An 18,729-nucleotide genomic window follows, 5' to 3' on the forward strand; every position below is an offset into this window, starting at 1 on the left:
CACATACCAAAACCCCGCGAAGCACCCCAGCAAGGCACCCGCACCGAACATGCACCCACCCCAAGTCGGTCCAACTCAGCGTTCAAGGGTGTGCTGGCCCGCCACGCCGGCATCGCCCGTGTCCTCGCGCACGACCCGCTTCTGGCGTTCGGCTGCCACACGTCCATGCTCCAAGTCGCCTCGCCCGCCTGGGACATCTTCGCTATGGAGGTGTGGGCCCCACTGGTTCACGGCGGCACCGTAATCCTCCACGACGGCCCGCTGGACACCACGGGTCTGCGCGATGGTGTTGCGCGAGGTGCGAACACCGTGTTCCTGACCACCACCCTGTTCAACCTCATCGCCGATTTAGGACCTCGACGCCTTCGACGGTCTCAGCGTGGTCATGTCCGGCGGAGAGCGCGGGTCGGCGAGGCATTGGGCCAAGGTCGCCGATCGCCACCGCGGTATTCGTCTGCTGCACGGCTACGGCCCGGCCGAGGCCACCATCGCCACCACCTTCCATCCAGTGACACACCCTGTGGCGACTGAGCGCGAGATGCCCATCGGCACACCGATCGCACAGACCCAGATCTGGCTGCTGGACCGGCACCTGCACCCCGTACCAGATGGAACGCCCGGCGAGATCGCCGTGGCAGGGGCCGGCCTGGCGCTCGGCTACCTAAGCGACCCGCAAGCGAGGTCGAGCGCGTGATGGGCGCTCTGCCCGGCATCGACAGCGTCGCAGTCCTGCCTCTGCCCATCGACGGCCCCACGCACCACAGCATCGCCGCCTACTACACCGGCGCAGCGGCCCCCTCCCCGGACCTCGTGCGCCAAGCTGTCGCCGACGCCCTGCCGGGCCACTTCGTCCCTGGCACCGTCCTGCACGTGCCTGAGCTGGACCATCTTCACCGGCTCATTGCCGCGCCCGTCGGGGCCGACACCGACATCTTCAGCGTGGGCGCGACATCCTTTACAGCCGTCCACGCTGCCTCCGCCATGTCACGGGTCCTGGGGCGGGCCGTGCCGGCCGCGGTCATCTTCCGGCACCGCACCCCGATCGAAATCGCCACCGCGATCGCCGATGGGTGCAGCTCTCTCCCCGAGTAACAAGGCGTTGCCTCCCGTTGCCAGTCCCGGCTTGCCGGTTTGACGATGGTCCACGTAGCTCGCCATGTGGGGGTGGATAACCTCCGTGTCGGACGGCATGGCCTCGGCGCGGGCCCATTCCTCGACCATCGACCGCGGCTTCTCTCGTTGACACACCCCGCCATCACGAGCACCGGCAGGTTTCCCGTTCGGGGGGGGCTTCGCGCGGGCCGGACACGGGAGCCGCCCCGGCACCTCCGTGATCGTTTCCAGGGTCCGTGTCGTGGGGGCCCGGTGATCGAGGCATGCGAGTCCCGATGAAGTCCCTGCCACCTGCCCTTGCCGTCTCCGCCTCCTGTACGGCCCTGGCCTGGGCCCTGATCGCACAGCCCGCCGGAGCCGCCGCGTCCCCCGTTGGACAAGACCACCGACACGACGGCCCTGCCCGCGGCCGAGGCGTTCCTCGGGGGCAATCCCGCTCGCCTCCAGGACACGGTCGCCCACTGCACCCGCGTCATGTGGAGCTGCCGAGGTCGAGGATGCGGGACATGAAAAAAGGGGGGTCCTTCCCGTTGAGGCCGTCGGGGCCAAGGCCCTCGGTGTGGCACGTCCCCCCTGCCTACCCCCTCAGATATACCAGAGGCATACCAGATGAACGAACGGCCCTTCGGTCCGCTCCACCTTCCCTTCGCCCCCTCTCCAGGGGGCGTCCGCCTACTCAGAGTGGAAGCCGCCATGCCCGTAGAGCCCGCATTCAGCCCCGTGGCCCCCGATGGCGCCCAGCCGCCGTACGTCCTGGCCAAGCAGGCCCTGGCGCACGCCATCGCGGCCGGCGCCCTCGCCCCGGAGCAGCGGCTGCCCTCCGAGCGGTACCTCTGCGAACAGCTCGGCATCAGCCGCACCACCCTGCGCCGCACCCTCAAGGAACTCGCCGAGGACGGCCTGGTCGAATCCTCCGAGCGACGCGGCTGGCGGGTGAAACGGGTCGGCTTCAGTCACTCCGCGGACAGCTCCGCCCTGGACGGCTTCGGCGAGGTGAACCGGCGTCTTGGCCGGGCGGTCACGGCGCGCGTGCTGGCCCGCCGCACCCGGGCAGCCACCTCACGGGAGGCCGAGCCCCTGCAGGTCCCGACTGGCGCCGCACTGTTCGAGCTGCGCCGGGTGCGGCTCCTGGACGGCCTGCCGGTGTGTGTGACGCACGACCTGGTCCCGCTCGCCGTGGCCCCGGCCGTCGCCGGGGCCGACTTCACCACCGCGTCCCTCTTCGGACTGCTGGCCGCCGCCGGTCACGTACCCGTCGGCGCCCGGTACACGGCCCGCGCGGCCCTCGCCGACGCCGAGCAGAAACGGCTCCTCGACCTGAGCGGCCCCTCGCCCGTACTGAACACGCGGCGGCTCTCGCTCGACTCCGCCGGACTGCCGTGCGCCTACAGCCGGGAGACGTACCGGGCCGACCGCTATGAAGTGCGGCTCACCCTCGGCTGAGCGCGGGGCCATCGACCCGCCGCGCCGGGCCCTTGGTCGGAAAGGCCCCTTCCGAACTCCCCCATTTCTCACCAGGGCGCCCAATTGTCCGTGTTCATCGGCTATACCTGAATTGATCTGGTCTGCATCTGGTACAGGTTGCAGCCCCCGGATGCCACTCCGACCCCACCCCGGTCCAGGGCATCCCCATGCGTTCAGGAGGAACCGGCGATGAGTACGACCACGGCTGCTGCCCCGCCCGCGAAGAAGCGGGGTGCCGGGCTGATGCAGGGCATGCAGAAGGTCGGCCGCAGTCTGCAGCTGCCGGTGGCCGTGCTGCCCGCCGCCGCGATCCTGCTGCGGCTCGGCCAGGACGACGTCTTCGGCAAGGACGGCCTGCACTGGGGCAAGCTCGCCGACGTCTTCGCCACCGCCGGCAACGGCGTCTTCGCCAACCTCCCGCTGCTGTTCTGCGTGGGTGTGGCCATCGGCTACGCGAAGAAGGCCGACGGCTCGACCGCGCTCGCGGCCCTGGTCGGCTTCCTCGTCTACAAGAACGTGCTCACGGCCTTCCCCGTCGACGGCTCCGTCACCGAGCTGCTGCCCAAGGGCACGCCGCAGGACCCCGGCGTACTCGGCGGCATCCTCGTCGGCCTGGTCAGCGCGATCGTCTGGCAGCGCTTCCGCCGGACCAAGCTGGTCGACTGGCTCGGCTTCTTCAACGGCCGCCGCCTCGTGCCGATCCTCATGGCCTTCATCGGCACCTGCTTCGGCGTGCTCTTCGGCCTGGCCTGGGGCCCGGTCGGCAAGGCGCTGGGCTCCTTCAGCGAGTGGCTGATCGGCCTCGGCGCGGTGGGTTCCGGGGTCTACGGGGTCTTCAACCGCGGCCTCATACCCGTCGGCATGCACCAGTTCCTCAACACGTTCTTCCAGCAGCAGGTCGGTTCCTTCACCAAGCTCGACGGCTCGATCGTGCACGGCGAGATCCCCCGCTTCTTCGCGGGCGACCCGACCGCGGGCCAGTTCATGTCCGGCTTCTTCCCGATCATGATGTTCGGCCTGCCCGCCGCCGCGATCGCCATCGCCCACTGCGCCAGGCCCCACCGCCGCAAGGCCGTCATGGGCATGATGATCTCGCTCGCGCTCACCTCGTTCATCACGGGCGTCACCGAGCCCATCGAGTTCACCTTCCTCTTCCTGGCCCCCGCGCTGTACGCGGTGCACGCGGTCCTCACCGGGGTGTCGATGGCCGTGACCTGGGGCCTGGGCGTGCACGACGGATTCGGCTTCTCGGCCGGCCTGATCGACTACCTGCTGAACTGGAAGCTCGCGGTCAAACCGTGGCTGATCCTCCCGATCGGCGCGTGCTTCGCCGCCGTCTACTACACGGTGTTCCGCTTCATCATCACCAAGTTCGACCTCCAGACCCCCGGCCGCGAACCGGACGACGAGAGCGACCCGCCGTCGGCCTGAGCGGCGCGAACCCGCACCGCACCGGAAGGCGCACGTAGGACGCGAAGGACAGAGAGCGAGCCGTGAACCCCCACACCCAGGCGATCCCCCGCCCCCACTCGCACCTTCATGCCCCGCACTACCGGGGCCTGGCGGACGACCTCGTCCAGCGGATCGCGCGGGTCGAACCCGCCGCCACGGCCGCGTCCCTCCTTGAGGTCGGGGCCATCGCCCGCCCCTACCGCGTGCCTGCCGCCACGGCGCAGTTCGTCCTGCGGGCCGCGCACACCCGCCTGCGTCCACGCGCCCTGCACTCCCCCCTCGTGCTCCGAGCGGCCGCCGCCCCACCGACAGCGGTGCCCGGGCAGGGCCCCGTAGAGCCTGCCGACGCCCCCGCGCCGGCGCGCGGGGAAGGGACCGCCCACGCGGCGGCGCACACGGCGGTCTACCGGACGGTCGCGCACGACCTGCGGAACCGCATCGAGCACGGTGAGATCGAAGCGACACTGCCGTCCCGGCAGCGGCTCACCACCGAGTACGGAGTCTCCCACCACACGATCAGGAGGGCTGTCGAACTGCTGGCCGCGCAAGCAATCCTCGATCCGCACGGCGCCGCCGGAACACCGGTGCGCGGGTCCGCCCGCGGGTCCGGCGCGGGCCAGGCGGCCCAGGACCGCCAGCCTCAGGTGCCCACGCCCCACCGAGTAGGGAGAACCCCATGAGCACGCATGCCCCAGAGGGCCCCACCGCCCCGGACCTCTCCGTCGCGCGTCGGCGCAGTGCCGAGCTGGAGGAGCGGATCGCCGCCGATCCGGGGAGCTTCCGGGTCCTGACCGGCGACCGGCCGACCGGGCGGCTGCACCTCGGGCACTACTTCGGGACCCTGCAGGGCCGGGTACGGCTCCAGGACCTGGGCGTGGACACCTTCGTGATCGTGGCCGACTACCAGGTGCTCACCGACCGCGACGTGGCCGACCGCCTCGGCGAGCACGTCGAGGAACTCGTCCTCGACTACCTGGCCGCCGGCATCGACCCCGAACGCTCCACGGTCTTCGCGCACAGCGTGCTGCCCGCCCTCAACCAGCTCCTGCTGCCCTTCCTCTCCCTGGTGTCGGTGGCGGAACTGCGCCGCAACCCCACCGTCAAGGACGAGATCGCGCACTCCCGGCAGGCCTCGGTCAGCGGGCTGATGTTCACCTACCCGGTGCACCAGGCCGCCGACATCCTCTTCTGCAAGGCCGGGGTGGTGCCCGTGGGCCAGGACCAGCTCCCGCACCTGGAGGTCACCCGCACCATCGCCCGCCGATTCAACGAGCGTTACGGGGCGAACGGGCCGGTCTTCCCCGAACCCGAAGCCCTCCTGTCCGCCGCACCGCTGCTGCTCGGCACCGACGGAACCAAGATGAGCAAGTCCCGGGGCAACGCGATCACCCTGTCGGCCACCGCAGACGAAACGGCCCGCCTCCTCAAGGGCGCCAAGACCGACGCCGTCCGCCGCATCACCTACGACCCGGCCGCCCGCCCCGAGGTCTCCAGCCTCGTGCTGCTCGCCGCGCTGTGCCAGGACCGCGACCCGCAGACGCTCGCGGAGGAGATCGGCGACGGCGGCGCGGCCCAGCTGAAGAAGGTCGCCACCGAGGCCGTCAACGAACACCTCGCCCCCCTGCGGACGCGCCGTACGCAGCTCGCGGCCGACCGCGGCCACGTACGCGAGGTCCTGCGGCGCGGCAACGAGCGCGCCAACGCCGTCGCCGAGACCACCCTGGCCGAGGTCCGTGCCGCCATGGGGATGGCTTACTGATGACCCGCGGCCCGCAGTGGCTGCGGCACACAGTCCGGGTCCGGGCGGTGCCGGTGGACCGCGCCCTGGTGGCACGCGGCGCTGTCGGCATGCTGCTGCCGCTGGCTCTCGGCCAGGCGGCCGGGCGGCCCGACCTGGGAGCGGCGGCCGCTCTCGGCGCCTACGGTGCGGTCGCTGACGATTCATCCGCGCCGTGGCGCACCCGCGCCCTCACCCTGCTGCTCCCGCAGCTCGGCGGCGCGATCGGACTGGCCCTGGGCCGGCTCACCGGAGGCGAGGCGTGGGCGCAGATCCTGCTGGTCGCCCTCGTCGCCCTGGTCTCGGGGCTGATGTCGACGGTGGGCCGGATCAGCGACATGACCGCTCTGGTGCTGCTGCTGGCGACCGCCATGGGGCTCGGGCTGCCCACCACCCCGCCGTGGTGGCAGGTACCCCTGCTGTTCCTTCTCGGCGGGATCCCGCTGATGCTGCTCTCCCTGGCCGACGCGCTGCGCCATCCCGGGCGAGCGGAACGGCGGGCCGTCGTGGGAGCGGTGCGGAGCGTCGCCGACCTTCTCGAGGCTACCGAGGGCACCTGGACCGAGCGCCGTCACAGGGTGACCGAGGCCATGGACGCCGCCTACGACACCGTGATCGTCCGCCGCCTGTCCGCACCCCGGCCGGGCACCACCGCGGCCCGGTTGGCCGGCCGTCTGGAGTCTCTCGTCGAGGTCATCGCCGCGGCCCCGGCCATGAAGGCACCGGCCGAGTATCCGGACGTGGTGCGCCAGGTCGCCGCTGCCGTGGAGGCGGATGCCGGTGCGGCTTCGATCGCTCTTCCGCCCGTCCCGAAGGTACCGGCACTACGCGCCCTGCACGCCGCTGTCACCGCCCTTGCCCAGCCGGACCGGGAGGCGGCCGCCGGGCAGACGTCCCTGCTCCCGTCGCGCCCCACGCTCAGGCGACGCCTGGGCGACGCGCTGGCCGCGCGCATCGGCGACCCGGTGGCCCGGCGCTACGCCCTGCGCCTGACGGCATGCCTGGCAACCGCCCAGGCGGTCGCCTCGTTCAGCGGCCTGCCGCACTCCGGCTGGCTGGTGCTTACCGTCGCCCTCGTGGTGCGGCCCGGTCTCGGCACGGTGCCGGCCCGGCTGGTGACCCGCGCCGTCGGGACCATCGCCGGAGTCCTGATCGGTCTCGCCGTCATCGCGCTCTGCCCCGCGGGATGGTGGCGCATCGCCGCCACCGTCGTCCTGACCGGCCTCCTCCAGGCGTACGCCCGCCGCAACTACGCCCTGCAGACCCTCTTCCTCACCCCGGTCATGCTGCTGCTCGCCGACCCGCTGGGCCAAGCAGGCTCCACCGTCCCCCAAGCACGCCTGCTCGACACCGTGATCGGCTGCGCCGTCGCCTTCGTCGTCGGATATCTGCTGTGGCCCGAGGACAGCCGCGCCAGAGTGGACCACCGGCTGGCGAACGCCCACGAGACCATCGCCGCCTACGCCGACGCGCTGGAACACGACCGTGATGCCGGGACTCTCCACACCATGCGCCGCCGGATCCACGGCGACCTCGCCGCCGTCCGTAACGAACTGGTCCGTCTGCGCACCGACCCGCGCCACCACCACACCCTCCGAGCGCGGCAGGACGAACTCGCGTACGCGGACGCCGCGATCACCCGCCTCACCAGCCTGGCCGCCACGAGTCACCACGGCACTCCGCCAGCGGCCCAGGAGATGACCCGGGACCTGTCCGCGGAGCTGCGCCGACGAGCCGAGCGGCTGCGGGAACACCGGCCCCGCCGGGTGCGCAGCCCGCGCTGACCCACTTCGCACCAGTCAGGTCGGCTCAGTCCTCCAGTGGTGGCGGATCGCCGCGCGGCAGGCGCTGATCCAGGCTCTTGTCGTCGACGGCGTTGGGGCCAATGCAGGTATTCGGCGGCGTCTCAACCCGAGCCACCATGACCAAGACCGTACATTTACGAACATGTCGGCCACAGAGCGTACTACTGCGAATCGGTATCCCGAGCGGGTCACCTACGAACGGGACGCGGTCTACGCGATCCTCGACGAGGCCCTCGCCGTCCATGTCGGCTTCAACACCGACCTCGGCCCGGTGGTCATCCCCACCCTGCACATGCGGGTGGGTGATCAGCTCCTTCTGCACGGCTCCGCGTTCGGCCGGTTCATCACCACCGCCGCGTCCGGCGCGCCACTGTGCGTGACCGCGACCCTGATCGACGGCGTGATCCTGGGCCGGGCCTCCTCCCACCACTCGGCGGCCTACCGCTCCGCCATGATCTTCGGGACCGCCACGGCGATCGAGGACGAGCAGGAACGCGCCGACGCCCTCGCCGACGTCGTGGAGAGCGTCATCCCGGGCCGGCTGTCCGGGCCGCATGCCGCCCGCCGCCCCAACGTCGAGGAAGCCCGGTACACCGCCTGCCTGACCATGCCGATCACGGAATTCTCGATGAAGGTCCGCGAGGGCTTCGCCCGGGACGAACCCAAGGACGACCACATCGAATCCTGGGCGGGCTGGATTCCGCTGACCACCACCCCCGGCACCCCCGTCCCCGACACGATCACCGGCGACCGCTTCCCCGCCCCCCACTACGACCCGTCCATCCACCGCTTCCGCCAGAACTGACCACCCCCGGACGGAGAACCCCTGATGAACACTCCCGAAGAACGACTGGCCGAAGCCGGTCACATCCTTCCGGCGATCGCGACGCCCGTGGCCGCCTACACCCCTGCCCTGCGCAACGGCCCCTACGTGTTCGTGTCCGGCCAGCTGCCCACGATCGACGACAAGCTGATCCACGTCGGCGAAGTCGGCGCCGAGGTCACCCCCGAGCAGGCCACGGAAGCCGCCCGGCAGTGCGCCCTGAACGCCCTGGCCGCCCTGAAGTCCGCCGTCGGGGACCTCTCCACCGTCAAGCAGGTCGTCAAGGTCGTCGGCTACGTGAACGGCGACCCCTCCTTCACCTCCCCGCCCGCGGTCATCAACGGGGCCAGCGAACTGTTCGCCACGGCGTTCACCGGAGCAGCCGGCATCCACGCGCGCAGCGCCGTCGGAGTCGCCATGCTCTCCCAGAACGCCCCCGTCGTCATCGACGTCCAATTCGAGGTCTGAAGCCCACATGCCGAACGCACCGTCCGGCAGCCAGGACGCGCTGGGCGACTTCCGCGAAACGATGGCCCACCTCGTCTCCGGGGTGGCCGTCGTGACCGTGAGCAGCCCACAGGGTGTACCCGGCGGGCTTCTCGTCTCCTCGATCACCTCGTACGGCACGGACCCCGCGACCGTCATGCTGGCGGTCAGCCGCACCGCGCGGACCTACAGCCTGCTGCGAGAGGCCGAAGAGTTCGGAGTGCACCTCCTCGCATCCGACCAGACGGAACTCGCCGGCATCTTCGCCGGCCACCAGGACGACAAGTTCACCGGCATCGCCTGGGAATGGGACGGCACGGTACCCCGGGTCAGCGGCTCCATGGCCTACCTGCGGTGCCGGACCGTGATGTTCACACCCTTCGCCGACCACGCGATCGCCGTCGGCCAGGTAGCCGGACTCAAGATCGAGGGCGGCGAGCCCCTCGTCTACTTCAAACGCCGCCTGGGCTGGCACCTGTCCTGAAACTGATGGAACCGAGGGCAGAATCGCGCAGGCGCCGTTCGGCGCAAGTACCCGTGTCTTAGCCGTCCATGACATGTGGGCGCGTCTCCGGGAACCGGATACCGGGGGGCCGCTGACGGATCCCCCGCCTCAGCATCAACCAGGGCCGGTCGGCCGAGAGCTGGACTGCCGGGCAGATGCCGGCGCCGGGGCTCCGATCTGACCGCCGCTCGCTGGGAACGGGGCCCTTGGGCAACTCGGCCCGTTCTGTCGGCTACTCGTGCGCGATCGCCGGACAGGACGGCGGTCCGGCGTTGAGGGCGTCCGTCGTGCTCGCCCTGCCCACCACGATGGAGTCCACCGCGCTCGCCTGCTCGGACGTTCTGATCGAGAACCCGCAGGCCTGAGCGGCGGCCATCCCGCCGACAACGGTGTCCTGCCCGACCTCGACTCGCTCGCGGACCTGGCGTCGCTCGCAGGAACGACGGCGGAACCAGGTCGCGGATGGCCGTCACGATCACCGCCGCGCCGGCCATGGGCCGGGCGGAGCGCCATAGCCTGCCGCGGGAGGCACTGGTACACACGGCCCGCGAGTTCGGGTACGTCGACGCGGAGGTGGACCTGCTGTAGCTCGGCGGCCCGGCGACGGCCGTTCTGATCTGGGGCCGGGTCAGGAGCCGACCGGGGCAGGCGGCTTCAGGAGCGCGGCCGGAAGGTAGGCGGACCTGTTCTGCAGGTCCCAGCCATGAACCTGTACGGCGAGGGCGGCCAAGGCGATCGCGCCGAGGGGAAGCAGAGTTCCGGGCGCGGGATTCTCACCGGCACCGGCGCGGTGCTGCGCCAGTCGTTCGTCCAACGCCCGCTCGAAGGCGCTCTGATCGTCGGCGAGCAGAACGCGCAGCAGGCGCTGGTCGGGACTGACCGCGTGGGCGGCGTCCCGGGCAAGTGCGGCGTCCAGTCGGTGGTCCGTCGAAGGCTTGGTCAGCGTCACCTGCGGCCAGTCGCGGGGCAGGTGGCCGCGGGCCGGGGTCAGGTAGCCGCACAGGGCGTCCATGTGCGCGAGGTCGGCCGGATCGGAGACGGAATCCCGGCCGGCGTGGGGCAGGTTGTTGCGCAGTGCGGGCGCGAAATCGTTGCGCAGGAGGAGACCGATCACCCGTTGCCAGTCCTGTATGAGACCGCTGGCGACGCAGATGTCGAAGGCGTCGATCCAGGTGCGGGCGGTGACCGTGTCAGTCGCGTCGTGCGTCTCGTCGTAGTCCAGTTCTTCGCTGGTCAGACGCGTCCTGGTCAGAGGCAGGGGGATCTCACAGTCGCCTCTGGGGCTGCATCCCAGATCCAGCACGCCCAGGCGGCACTCAGCAGCGGTGAGCAGGGCGAGGCGGGTGCGCTCGTCGTCGAGGTCGGGGTCCTGGGTGGTGCGCGCTGCGACGTGGTCGAGGAGCTCGTGTCCGAGTTCCTCGAGCATCACGCGCATCGGGTAGCCACGTTGATAGACGTCCTCAAAACGCTCCTGGACACGGTCCACCTTGTCACCAAGGGCCCGGTTCAGGCGCTGCTGGTTCACGGGATGACGTAGCGCGTGGTTGATCTCCATCCGTGCATCCTGGCAGGCACCACCGACAGCGCCGCTCCCACGCTTTCCGTCCGGCGCCGGCCGACGGCGCGAGCAGCGAGGCATCGTGGGGTGCCGGATCACCCCGTGGCGCTCCAGGGCTGCTCATCGTCGGACCGGACGGTGCGCTGATGTTCCGATCGGGCCGCTTCGAGCAGGCGGCGCCAGGAGGTGACCAGCGGCCGGCGCCGCAGGAGAGACCGCCGTTCCCGCTCGGTCATGCCGCCCCAGACGCCGTGCTCAATGCTGTTGTCGAGGGCGTGGGCGAGGCATTCGGTGCGCACCGGGCAGCCGGTGCAGATGGCCTTGGCCCTGTTCTGGGCCGCGCCTTCTACGAACAGCTCTTCCGGGTCGGCAGTACGACAAAGCGCCCGCTCGCTCCATGCGTCGTCACCACCCGCGACCACCCCCATGCCGTCCTCTCCCCGATCAGCCTGCCGCCACCGTGGGACGTTGGCAGTTCGGTGACGGTACGCCAATCGGGCGAGGCAGGGAACATCGGAATCAGGCAACAACTCCTACGGGTGAACGGGCGCTTGGCCGCCGATGGGTACGGCGGTACGGTCCGGGGCCTTCAGCAGCACCAGGCCGACGCCGGCCGGTGTCAGGCCCCGGTGCCGGCGCAGGCCGGTGTCGGAGGCGTGGTCCACCTCCAGGATCCAGGACTCGCCCAGCCGTGACTCGTGCCCGGTGACGACCTGGGGGATGACGACCGTGCGCAGGAAGACCGAGGCGGCGCAGCAGGCCGCTGGAGAGCCAGGCTGCGGCGCGCCAGGTGGGGTCGTAGGAGATTGGCTGGTGTTCGTCGTCCCACTGCTTCTCGTGGTCGGTCCAGGTGCAGGCGTAGGCCGGCCGCGGGGGGCTGGACGTTTCGGATGCCGAGCGGGAACTCTTAGTAGTGGCGCTGGGGACTGAGGACCCAGTAGAGGACCTCGGACTCGAGGATGAGCTGCGCATGTTCGGCCGGAGCGGGGATGAGGGGCGCTTCGGGTGGCCGGGCGGCGACGACTTCGCTGGCGAGCTGGCGCGGCGCACCGGTGTACAGGGTGTACGTAGGGGCGCGGCTGCTGGTCTGGGAGGCCGACATCGGCAAAGGCCCTTTCGCTCTGCTCCGTCGGCCCGCGGAGTGTGGAGGAAGGGGTGTCGCGTGCGTCGCGGAAGGAGCAGCAGACCAATGCCGCAGGGCTTCACCGCAGTCCCCGGAAGTGACATGCGTGGAGCGCCACGCCGCGCGGGCGGACTGGCTCGGTCGGCGCTGTCGCGGCCCATCATCACGGGAGCGTTCCGGCGCGGTGTCTTTACTGCCTACCGGTGGCGCGGATCGGCTCCTGGTGGAGCATGATGCGGATCTCGGAAAATGGCCAGGGCTACTAGTCTCCGCACTTGGTCCGGCATTTAACGGAGCGGGGAGCTTCAGCGAGCGTCATGGGCGTGGTCGGTCAACGGAAGCGCGGCTGGAGTGCCCGTGCTGTGACTGCGAAGACCCAGGTTACGTTCGGCGCCGACGATACCTTCCGGCCCTTGGCCCGTCAGGCTATCGAGGCTGGTCTCCGACGGAGACCAGCCTCGACTTGCCGCTCACGGCTGCCGTGTTGCCTACCGCGGCATGCACATCACGTAGAGGTCCGCGCTGAACGTCTGGTTGTAGTAGTTCGGGGACTGGGCGGCCTGGACCCACCAACCGTCACGTGTGAGGCCCTCGCTCTTGAGGCCGGGCCGGCTCGCGAACAGGACGGTCTCAGGCCCGTTCGAGGAGGCCCCGCCGCCCACGACACGCTGCGTGTCCAAGCACGACAGGTACCCGCCGACCGGCATGGTCGAGGTGCGGGTGTAGCGCGTCACGGTGATGTCGGGGACGGGGTCGGCGCAGACCACATAGCCCACGATGCCGACAGTCGTGCGGTAGCTGGCCCGGCCGGCCACGACCCACTTGTTGCCCTGCCCGGTTCCGGCAGCGATCGGGTAGGACTTGCCGAGAGCGGAACTCTCGCCTTGCGCCTCGCCGCCACCGCCGAGTGCGGTCTTCCCCGCCGGGCAGGTAGCCGTGACCGGCTGATCGTTCGGGACCTGGCTCAGGGGCGTCTGCACGACCTCGTACCCGCCAGGAAGTCCGACGCACACCGCCCAGACGGTGACGGTGACCGGGTCCTCGTAGAAGTTGCGGGCGTTGGCGACCCATCCGTAGGCCTTGTTACTCCCCAGCAGCTCGGGGAAGCTGCCGACCAGTGCCTTCGAATCGGCCGAGGAGACGGGGGTGGCCACTTCCGCGCCCCCGCTCATGGCCCAGGTGTAGTTCGGGCAGCCGACGGTGACCCGCTCGAAGTCGTTCACCGTCGCGGTCTTCTTCACGACCGAGTGCACGAGCAGCTGCTGCGGGGCCGGGGCGCTCAAGGCGGCAGCGGGCTGGGCCGTCCCCGCCACTGACGCGACCAGCCCGATCGCCGCGGCGAAGACGCCGAGCCGGGAGGCGAAGCGGGACAGGTGTTGCATCCGAAGGTTCATGGAACCTCGTTCTCTGAGGGGCGCGACTCAACGCATAGCGTGATCACCGTATGGCTCTGCGTGACGAAGGCGTGAATGCGCGTCGCTCGATCCCCTGATTTCCGGCCACCGACGAATCCGCCCCGCAGCCGGCCGCCGACCGCCCCACCATGTCGCGCCGCGTCCGCCACGGTCCTGCTGCTCCTGGCCGCCGCCCTCCCGGCCCGCCCTCCGGGAGGACGGCGGGAATTCGAAGACGGACAACCGCCACCGAGCTTTGGCCCGCCCGGGCCGACTGCGCACCGCCGCTTCACCGAGTGGAGCCGAGCCCGGGTGTGGGGCAAGTCGCACCGCCTGATCTTGGATGAGCTCGGCGCACGTGGCGGACTGGACCGGTCGCGGTGTGCTATCGACTCGGTCAACATGAGAGCCCTCAAAGGGGGGACCTGATGGGTCCGAATCCCGCAGATCGCGGCAAAAAGGGATTAAAGATCCACTTATGGCTCCGTTCCCGCACCATCACACGGCGCATCGCGCGCCGGGGCATCGAATCCTCCCAGCGCCTGGGCCAGCACCGATGGACCGTAGAGCGCACCGCGGCATGGCTGTCTGGGTGCCGCCGCCTGCACCGTCGCTACGAGCGCAAGGCCGAACACTTCCTGGCATTCGCCGGCATCGCCGCCGCCCTGATCCACTACCGCAGACTGGCAGCCTGGCCGGCGGGACCACAGAGCTAGGGTGATCCCGCCGCAAAGACGGTCCATCAGCGAGGACCGCCATGACCGACTACCTGTCCGCCGCCATGGCGATGCTCGGCCCGGCCCAGAACCGCTACACGGACCCCGCCGCCTGGGACCGCCTGCACACGGAGCTCGGAATTCGGCTTCCAACCGGCTATCAGACCCTTGTGGACGCGTACGCTCCCATCCAGCTCAACGGCCACCTGTCTCTGCATCACCCCGCGACCGCGCGCTGGAATCTCGGCGACTGGATACAGGACACGGCCCGCGCCTGGTCCGAGGTGTCCTGGGACGAACTTGATCCGGACGAGGCCCCTCGCCTGCTGTTCGGGCTCACAGAGTTGAGCTTCGGAACGCGTAACGGACTGTGGCCAATCGCTAGCACCAACCGAGGCGAGACGCTGTTCCTCTTGGCTGCGGACGAACCGCTCCCTGGGCTCTTGGTCGAAGACGGCGAAGGCGGCTGGGCGCAGTACGACATGAACTTTACTGAATGGCTCTACCGTTACCTCATCGGCCAAGACATGGCCGGCCCCGACACCACAGCCTTTTATCCCCGACCGGTACAGCTGCGCCGACTTCCGATGGCCGCCGGCGAACGGCCCGAACCCTGGAGCGGGCCGGACCGCGGAATGTAAACCGAGTGGCGGGGGGGGGGAATTGGCCTTCCCGCTACTTCACGGAGGCAGGTTCCATTGCGGTGGATGCAATGCGGTCTCCGGCGGAAGTCGGTCTCCTCAATCGAGGAACCCAGGAACGCAGGGCTGGACCGAACCCCCGCTCTGGAACGACATCACATTGCCGAACGGGGCAGATACGCAGTGGCCTGCCTGGCGGACCATGCCGACGCAGGCTCACTCCTCGCACGGCCTTCGTCGAGGTCGCAAGACTGAAAGCAGCTGAGGCGCCCGAGACCGCCGCCCTCACATCACACGTCTGTTTTGCCCTGCGCGACGGCCACGCGCCGCCCACGGCTGGTCGTCGACGGGCGGGCCGGACGCGCCCACGAGGCTGCCAGGCCTTCGCCGTGGCGGTCGGGACGGTCAGGGGCCGGGCAACAGACCGGCCCGGTCGGCGCACAGCGCAGCCTGTACGCGGCCGGTGACTTCGAGTTTGGTGAAGATGACGCTCACGTGGTCTTTGACGGTGCTGGGCGCCAGGTGCAGGCGCATGCCGATGTCGGTGTTGGACAGGCCTGCCGCCATGAGGACCAGCACGGTGCGTTCCCGCGGTGTCAGCCGGGTGGTGTGGTCCGGCTCGAGTGCCCGTGCCGTGTGGTGGAGGAAGCCGTCCACGACGAGGTGGCTGGTCTCGGAGGAGAGCATGGTCCAGCCCTGGGCGAGGAAACGGACCAGCGGCGGGAACCGGTCGGGGTCGGTGTCTTTCCGTACGTAGCCGCGGGCACCGCTGCCCAGTGCGAACGCGGCCAGGTCACCGCCCTTGTACCGGGAGAGAACGCAGACTGCCGGCCGGACCGGAAAGCGGTCGAGAGCGGCACTGACGGCTGGGGCGTCTTCCGGGCAACAGTCGAGGAACACGACGTGCGCCTCTTGCTCGGCGAGAGCGGCGGCCGCGTCCGAGACGGGAACCGCGCCCGTGGTGGTGATGTCCGGCACGGTGTCGAAAACGTGTTTCAGACCGGCTCTGATCAGCGGTTCATCGTCGATAACCACGACTTCGATCATGACGCTCCCACCAGGAGACCCCTGTGCCATTGTTCCCGGTGCCGCCGCAGAGGAAACCGGGACCCCGGGAGCCAGATCGACCCGTACGTCTCAGGGGGCGGGACCGGGGACCGGAACCGGGTTCGACACGCAAAAGCGTGCACGGTGAAGCTGGTCGTGCGGCCTCCTCTCCTGGCTGAGACGGCCGCACGCGCGACGGTCAGCCGCTGGCGGGGTCCGAGGGCTTGCGGCCGTCGACCCTGCCGAGCCCATAGGTCATGACACCGACGACGACCGCGGTCGCGACGAGCTCGCCCCAGTACGGGATGCTCAGGAAGCGATTGACGAGCACCAGCACGGTGAACGCCACGGCCAAGATGATGATTCTGGACAGCATGCGCGGATGGTCCTGTTCAGTCGAGGAGAGGGGTTTTGCAGCCAGCCGCACGGTGTTCACGGGGATCTCCCGGGCCGCCTTCTCGTTGCCCCGGCCCACGATGGTCAGGCGTCATTCGCCGCTGCGAGAGCCGTGATGAACCCGGCAATCAGCACGAGCCCCCACAGGCCGGGGGAAGGCCGGGTGCGCCTGACGCCGGCGAGCACGAAACCGGCGGCGATCCCGAACACAGCGGCGCCTTGGAGCAGCCAGGCCCAAAAGTGCAGATGGGTGGATCCGTTGCGCGCGGCGGTGCGTGCGATGGCAGCTGGGACCATCAGGAGGGCGAAGCCGAGGGCTACGGAGTCCGGTGTGGTCGGGCGCCTGCGAGGGCCGTGGCTCTGACTGGGCGTGGGGGGCATGGATGTGACTGTGCCGTTTCTGTGGCGGGGTCGCTCCCGGCCCGGGAACCCGTCCGTGTTCCCGGGCCGGGACGGTGTTCTACTGGGTCAGGCTTGCGAGGTAATTGATGGCCTCGTTCTGGGCTGCGCCGCCGAGGACGACCCAGGCGCCGCGCACTACGATGTTCTGCTTGCCGATCCATGCCTGGAAGGCGCCGTGCCCGGCCTTTGCCTTGCCGATGGCGGCCTTGAACAGCTTGGGCGAGCCCTTGAGCTTGTCGATGAACGCCCGCCACGGGATCTTGACGCCGTAGCCGTGCTGGGGCCGGTCATCGCCGGAGAGCTCCTGGGCCAGCCGCTGCCACTGAGCAACCTCCGCCTCGTTCAGCTCGATCGTCTCGTTGCCGAGCTGCAGGACGTTCGCCGACTGCGCGGGGGCGGGGGCTGGCGTCGATGCGGCGACCGCGGCCTGGGAGCCGACGCCCAGGGTGACGGCCGTTGCCAGGGATATCGCGATGGTGCGTGCGCTGAAGCGCATGTATTTCCTCCAAGAATCAGCCGGTCCTCCCGGCCACGGCAACAGTCTTATTTCTGCGCTCACTTGGAGGTAGTGGACCTTGGGGCCGGTGTCCCGCCGGGCACCGGAACGGCGCCGGCCGCCTGCCCACACAGCTCACGGTGGTGCTGGTGCGCCACCAAGGCCGCGCCAAGACGAGAGGACACCCGCAGCTTCTCCAGAATGCTCGTCACGTGCTTCTTCGTGGTGCGCTCCACCACGCCGAGGCGGTAGGCGATCGACGCGTTTCCCGCTCCCCCGGCCAGCAGGAGAAGAACCTGCCGCTCCCGGGGGGTCAGCGTCACGATCTCCCGCCGCCGCCAAGCAGCAGGTTCCCCCAGCCCGCACCCGCAGGAAGCCAGGCCAGAGTGCTCGAAGCTCTCCACAGAAGTCATGTTCCGTTCTACGTCGTCGTGCCACATGTACCGGAACGGATCCTCACCCAGATGCTGCCCCCACGGCAGGCGCCGAACGTCTACCACTGCCCCCGCCACCCGGTGGGGTGCCGACGACTGACACACCGACGCAAGGGGCGTGAGCGGGCGTCTGCAGCCGCACGCCATCATCATGACGACCCGCACGATCACCCCGACTTGGCATGGCCTCAGCTGTGCCCGGCAAGGAACGCGACATGCACCGCCTCCCGCGCTCCCTTGCCCAGGCCGGCGACCCATGCGATCCGCAGAACCACATGCACGGGCTCTACCCGAAGCTCGGCCACATCAGGGTCTACGAGCACCAGCACGGCCGGCCCCTGCTCTCAGCGCCCGTCGTCGCCACGGCAACCGGCCGACCCGGGGCCGGCTTTGCCGAACATGCCTCACAGCTCGGCTTCGAAGCCGCCGAAGATCCAGGGTTCTGGGAGCATCAGGTCGCACGGGCAGTGCGCTTCTGGTCCGCTGATGACCGGGTCATGCTGATGGACTCCGCTACGGACCAGGTGCCCCGGCCACGGAGCCATCGCCGCAGGTGAGGGTAGTCGTAGCCCTTGTCCCCGTGGAGCTTGTCGGGCCGTCGGCACCTGCGGATCGGCGGTATCGACGCAACGCGCAGCAGCTCCGTCTCACGGACCTGGCGCGGCAACCGCGCCAGGTCCCCGCGCGCTCGGTCACCGTCAGCGCCCGGGTGCTCGCCGGGCAGCTCGCAGGGGCTGGCTCCCCGCACCGCGAGGCTCGACGGGCGGGGAGCCGACGGGACTGTCAGCCCGCCCGGAGGTGGAGCGTGGTGATCGCTACCAGCGCGCCGCCACACCTGACTCCGCCGATTCCCCGCAGAGGTCCGAGGCGGGGACTGGCCTGCATGGTCCTGGGCGAATCACGCCCCCGTGGTCGGCTCGGCCGAGCCCCCGGCCCGTGACTGGTGGCGTTGACGGCCGCAGGTGCCTTGCGTCAACCGTGATCTGGTCCCCGTAGAGGGCGTCATCAGCCGCGGAGGTGGGGCGGCGAAGTGGTCACGCGCATGCGGTACCGAGGACTTTTCCGGGTGGATCGGGGCTCGTCAAGAGACGTATTAG

At 70.0% G+C, this 18,729-nt stretch carries 23 protein-coding genes and 3 pseudogenes; 15 read left to right on the forward strand and 11 right to left on the reverse strand.

Annotation, left to right across the window (positions count from 1 at the left end):
- Positions 1–90 precede the first annotated feature (90 nt).
- The 12 genes and pseudogenes from OG730_RS00475 (at position 91) to OG730_RS00530 (ending at position 10,013) form a co-directional block, all read left to right on the forward strand.
- Positions 91–694: pseudogene (locus OG730_RS00475) on the forward strand (AMP-binding protein).
- Positions 694–1,092: an acyl carrier protein gene (locus tag OG730_RS00480; protein WP_327302184.1), complete on the forward strand. Its 399-nt coding sequence runs from the start codon at positions 694–696 to the stop codon at positions 1,090–1,092. Before OG730_RS00475 ends, OG730_RS00480 begins: the two are co-directional and overlap by 1 nt.
- A 714-nt stretch (positions 1,093–1,806) precedes the next feature.
- Positions 1,807–2,556, forward strand: coding sequence for a GntR family transcriptional regulator (locus tag OG730_RS00485; RefSeq protein WP_327302185.1), 750 nt, complete (start codon positions 1,807–1,809; stop codon positions 2,554–2,556).
- A gap of 210 nt (positions 2,557–2,766) precedes the next feature.
- Positions 2,767–4,008: a PTS transporter subunit EIIC gene (locus tag OG730_RS00490; protein WP_327302186.1), complete on the forward strand. Its 1,242-nt coding sequence runs from the start codon at positions 2,767–2,769 to the stop codon at positions 4,006–4,008.
- Between the two features lie 62 nt (positions 4,009–4,070).
- Positions 4,071–4,709: a GntR family transcriptional regulator gene (locus OG730_RS00495; RefSeq protein WP_327302187.1), complete on the forward strand. Its 639-nt coding sequence runs from the start codon at positions 4,071–4,073 to the stop codon at positions 4,707–4,709.
- A complete protein-coding gene (gene trpS / locus OG730_RS00500; RefSeq protein ID WP_327302188.1) occupies positions 4,706–5,788 on the forward strand; it encodes a tryptophan--tRNA ligase in 1,083 nt (360 codons plus the stop codon). Before OG730_RS00495 ends, trpS begins: the two co-directional genes overlap by 4 nt.
- Positions 5,788–7,590: an FUSC family protein gene (locus OG730_RS00505; protein ID WP_327302189.1), complete on the forward strand. Its 1,803-nt coding sequence runs from the start codon at positions 5,788–5,790 to the stop codon at positions 7,588–7,590. The genes trpS and OG730_RS00505 overlap by 1 nt, the downstream gene beginning before the upstream one ends.
- A 163-nt stretch (positions 7,591–7,753) precedes the next feature.
- Positions 7,754–8,416: a pyridoxamine 5'-phosphate oxidase family protein gene (locus tag OG730_RS00510; protein WP_327302190.1), complete on the forward strand. Its 663-nt coding sequence runs from the start codon at positions 7,754–7,756 to the stop codon at positions 8,414–8,416.
- Positions 8,417–8,440: 24 nt separating this feature from the next.
- Complete coding sequence (locus OG730_RS00515) at positions 8,441–8,902, forward strand: RidA family protein (protein ID WP_327302191.1); 462 nt, start codon at positions 8,441–8,443, stop codon at positions 8,900–8,902.
- Positions 8,903–8,909: 7 nt separating this feature from the next.
- A complete protein-coding gene (locus OG730_RS00520; protein ID WP_327302192.1) occupies positions 8,910–9,404 on the forward strand; it encodes a flavin reductase family protein in 495 nt (164 codons plus the stop codon).
- A 227-nt stretch (positions 9,405–9,631) separates the two neighbouring features.
- A complete protein-coding gene (locus tag OG730_RS00525; RefSeq protein WP_327302193.1) occupies positions 9,632–9,790 on the forward strand; it encodes a hypothetical protein in 159 nt (52 codons plus the stop codon).
- A 97-nt stretch (positions 9,791–9,887) separates the two neighbouring features.
- Positions 9,888–10,013, forward strand: coding sequence for a hypothetical protein (locus OG730_RS00530; RefSeq protein ID WP_327302194.1), 126 nt, complete (start codon positions 9,888–9,890; stop codon positions 10,011–10,013).
- Positions 10,014–10,053: 40 nt separating this feature from the next.
- On the opposite strand, the gene OG730_RS00535 is transcribed toward OG730_RS00530, so the two are convergent.
- The 5 genes from OG730_RS00535 to OG730_RS00555 form a co-directional block, all read right to left on the reverse strand.
- Positions 10,054–10,980 (reverse strand): Imm49 family immunity protein, encoded by a 927-nt coding sequence (locus OG730_RS00535; RefSeq protein ID WP_327302195.1) that lies wholly within the window; start codon positions 10,978–10,980, stop codon positions 10,054–10,056.
- 98 nt (positions 10,981–11,078) lie between these two features.
- Positions 11,079–11,411 (reverse strand): WhiB family transcriptional regulator, encoded by a 333-nt coding sequence (locus OG730_RS00540; protein ID WP_327302196.1) that lies wholly within the window; start codon positions 11,409–11,411, stop codon positions 11,079–11,081.
- Positions 11,412–11,516: 105 nt separating this feature from the next.
- Positions 11,517–11,648: a hypothetical protein gene (locus OG730_RS00545; RefSeq protein WP_327302197.1), complete on the reverse strand. Its 132-nt coding sequence runs from the start codon at positions 11,646–11,648 to the stop codon at positions 11,517–11,519.
- Positions 11,649–11,890: 242 nt separating this feature from the next.
- Positions 11,891–12,085 (reverse strand): hypothetical protein, encoded by a 195-nt coding sequence (locus OG730_RS00550; protein WP_327302198.1) that lies wholly within the window; start codon positions 12,083–12,085, stop codon positions 11,891–11,893.
- A 509-nt stretch (positions 12,086–12,594) separates the two neighbouring features.
- Positions 12,595–13,500 carry a hypothetical protein gene (locus OG730_RS00555; protein ID WP_327302199.1) on the reverse strand — a complete coding sequence of 302 codons (906 nt, stop codon included), beginning with the start codon at positions 13,498–13,500 and terminating at the stop codon, positions 12,595–12,597.
- Positions 13,501–13,683: 183 nt separating this feature from the next.
- On the opposite strand from OG730_RS00555, the pseudogene OG730_RS00560 reads away from it, so the two are divergent.
- Positions 13,684–14,216: pseudogene (locus OG730_RS00560) on the forward strand (hypothetical protein).
- A gap of 41 nt (positions 14,217–14,257) precedes the next feature.
- Positions 14,258–14,857 carry an SMI1/KNR4 family protein gene (locus OG730_RS00565; protein WP_327302200.1) on the forward strand — a complete coding sequence of 200 codons (600 nt, stop codon included), beginning with the start codon at positions 14,258–14,260 and terminating at the stop codon, positions 14,855–14,857.
- A gap of 405 nt (positions 14,858–15,262) precedes the next feature.
- Here the strand turns inward: OG730_RS00565 and OG730_RS00570 are convergent, their stop codons facing one another.
- The 5 genes from OG730_RS00570 to OG730_RS00590 form a co-directional block, all read right to left on the reverse strand.
- Complete coding sequence (locus OG730_RS00570) at positions 15,263–15,892, reverse strand: response regulator transcription factor (RefSeq protein ID WP_327302201.1); 630 nt, start codon at positions 15,890–15,892, stop codon at positions 15,263–15,265.
- Between the two features lie 211 nt (positions 15,893–16,103).
- Entirely contained in the window at positions 16,104–16,340 is a 237-nt protein-coding gene (locus OG730_RS00575; protein WP_327302202.1) for a hypothetical protein, read from the reverse strand.
- 44 nt (positions 16,341–16,384) lie between these two features.
- Complete coding sequence (locus OG730_RS00580; protein ID WP_327302203.1) at positions 16,385–16,681, reverse strand: hypothetical protein; 297 nt, start codon at positions 16,679–16,681, stop codon at positions 16,385–16,387.
- A 79-nt stretch (positions 16,682–16,760) separates the two neighbouring features.
- A complete protein-coding gene (locus OG730_RS00585; protein WP_327302204.1) occupies positions 16,761–17,198 on the reverse strand; it encodes a hypothetical protein in 438 nt (145 codons plus the stop codon).
- A 59-nt stretch (positions 17,199–17,257) separates the two neighbouring features.
- Positions 17,258–17,521 (reverse strand): response regulator transcription factor, encoded by a 264-nt coding sequence (locus OG730_RS00590; protein ID WP_327302205.1) that lies wholly within the window; start codon positions 17,519–17,521, stop codon positions 17,258–17,260.
- Positions 17,522–17,847: 326 nt separating this feature from the next.
- On the opposite strand from OG730_RS00590, the gene OG730_RS00595 reads away from it, so the two are divergent.
- Positions 17,848–18,189: a hypothetical protein gene (locus OG730_RS00595; protein ID WP_327309624.1), complete on the forward strand. Its 342-nt coding sequence runs from the start codon at positions 17,848–17,850 to the stop codon at positions 18,187–18,189.
- Here OG730_RS00595 and OG730_RS00600 read toward each other — a convergent pair.
- Positions 18,159–18,263: pseudogene (locus OG730_RS00600) on the reverse strand (IS5/IS1182 family transposase); the annotation flags it as partial. The gene OG730_RS00595 and the pseudogene OG730_RS00600 sit on opposite strands and share 31 nt — an antisense overlap.
- Positions 18,264–18,729: the final 466 nt, after the last annotated feature.

The organism is Streptomyces sp. NBC_01298, from assembly GCF_035978755.1.
In the GTDB taxonomy this organism is placed as follows: domain Bacteria; phylum Actinomycetota; class Actinomycetes; order Streptomycetales; family Streptomycetaceae; genus Streptomyces.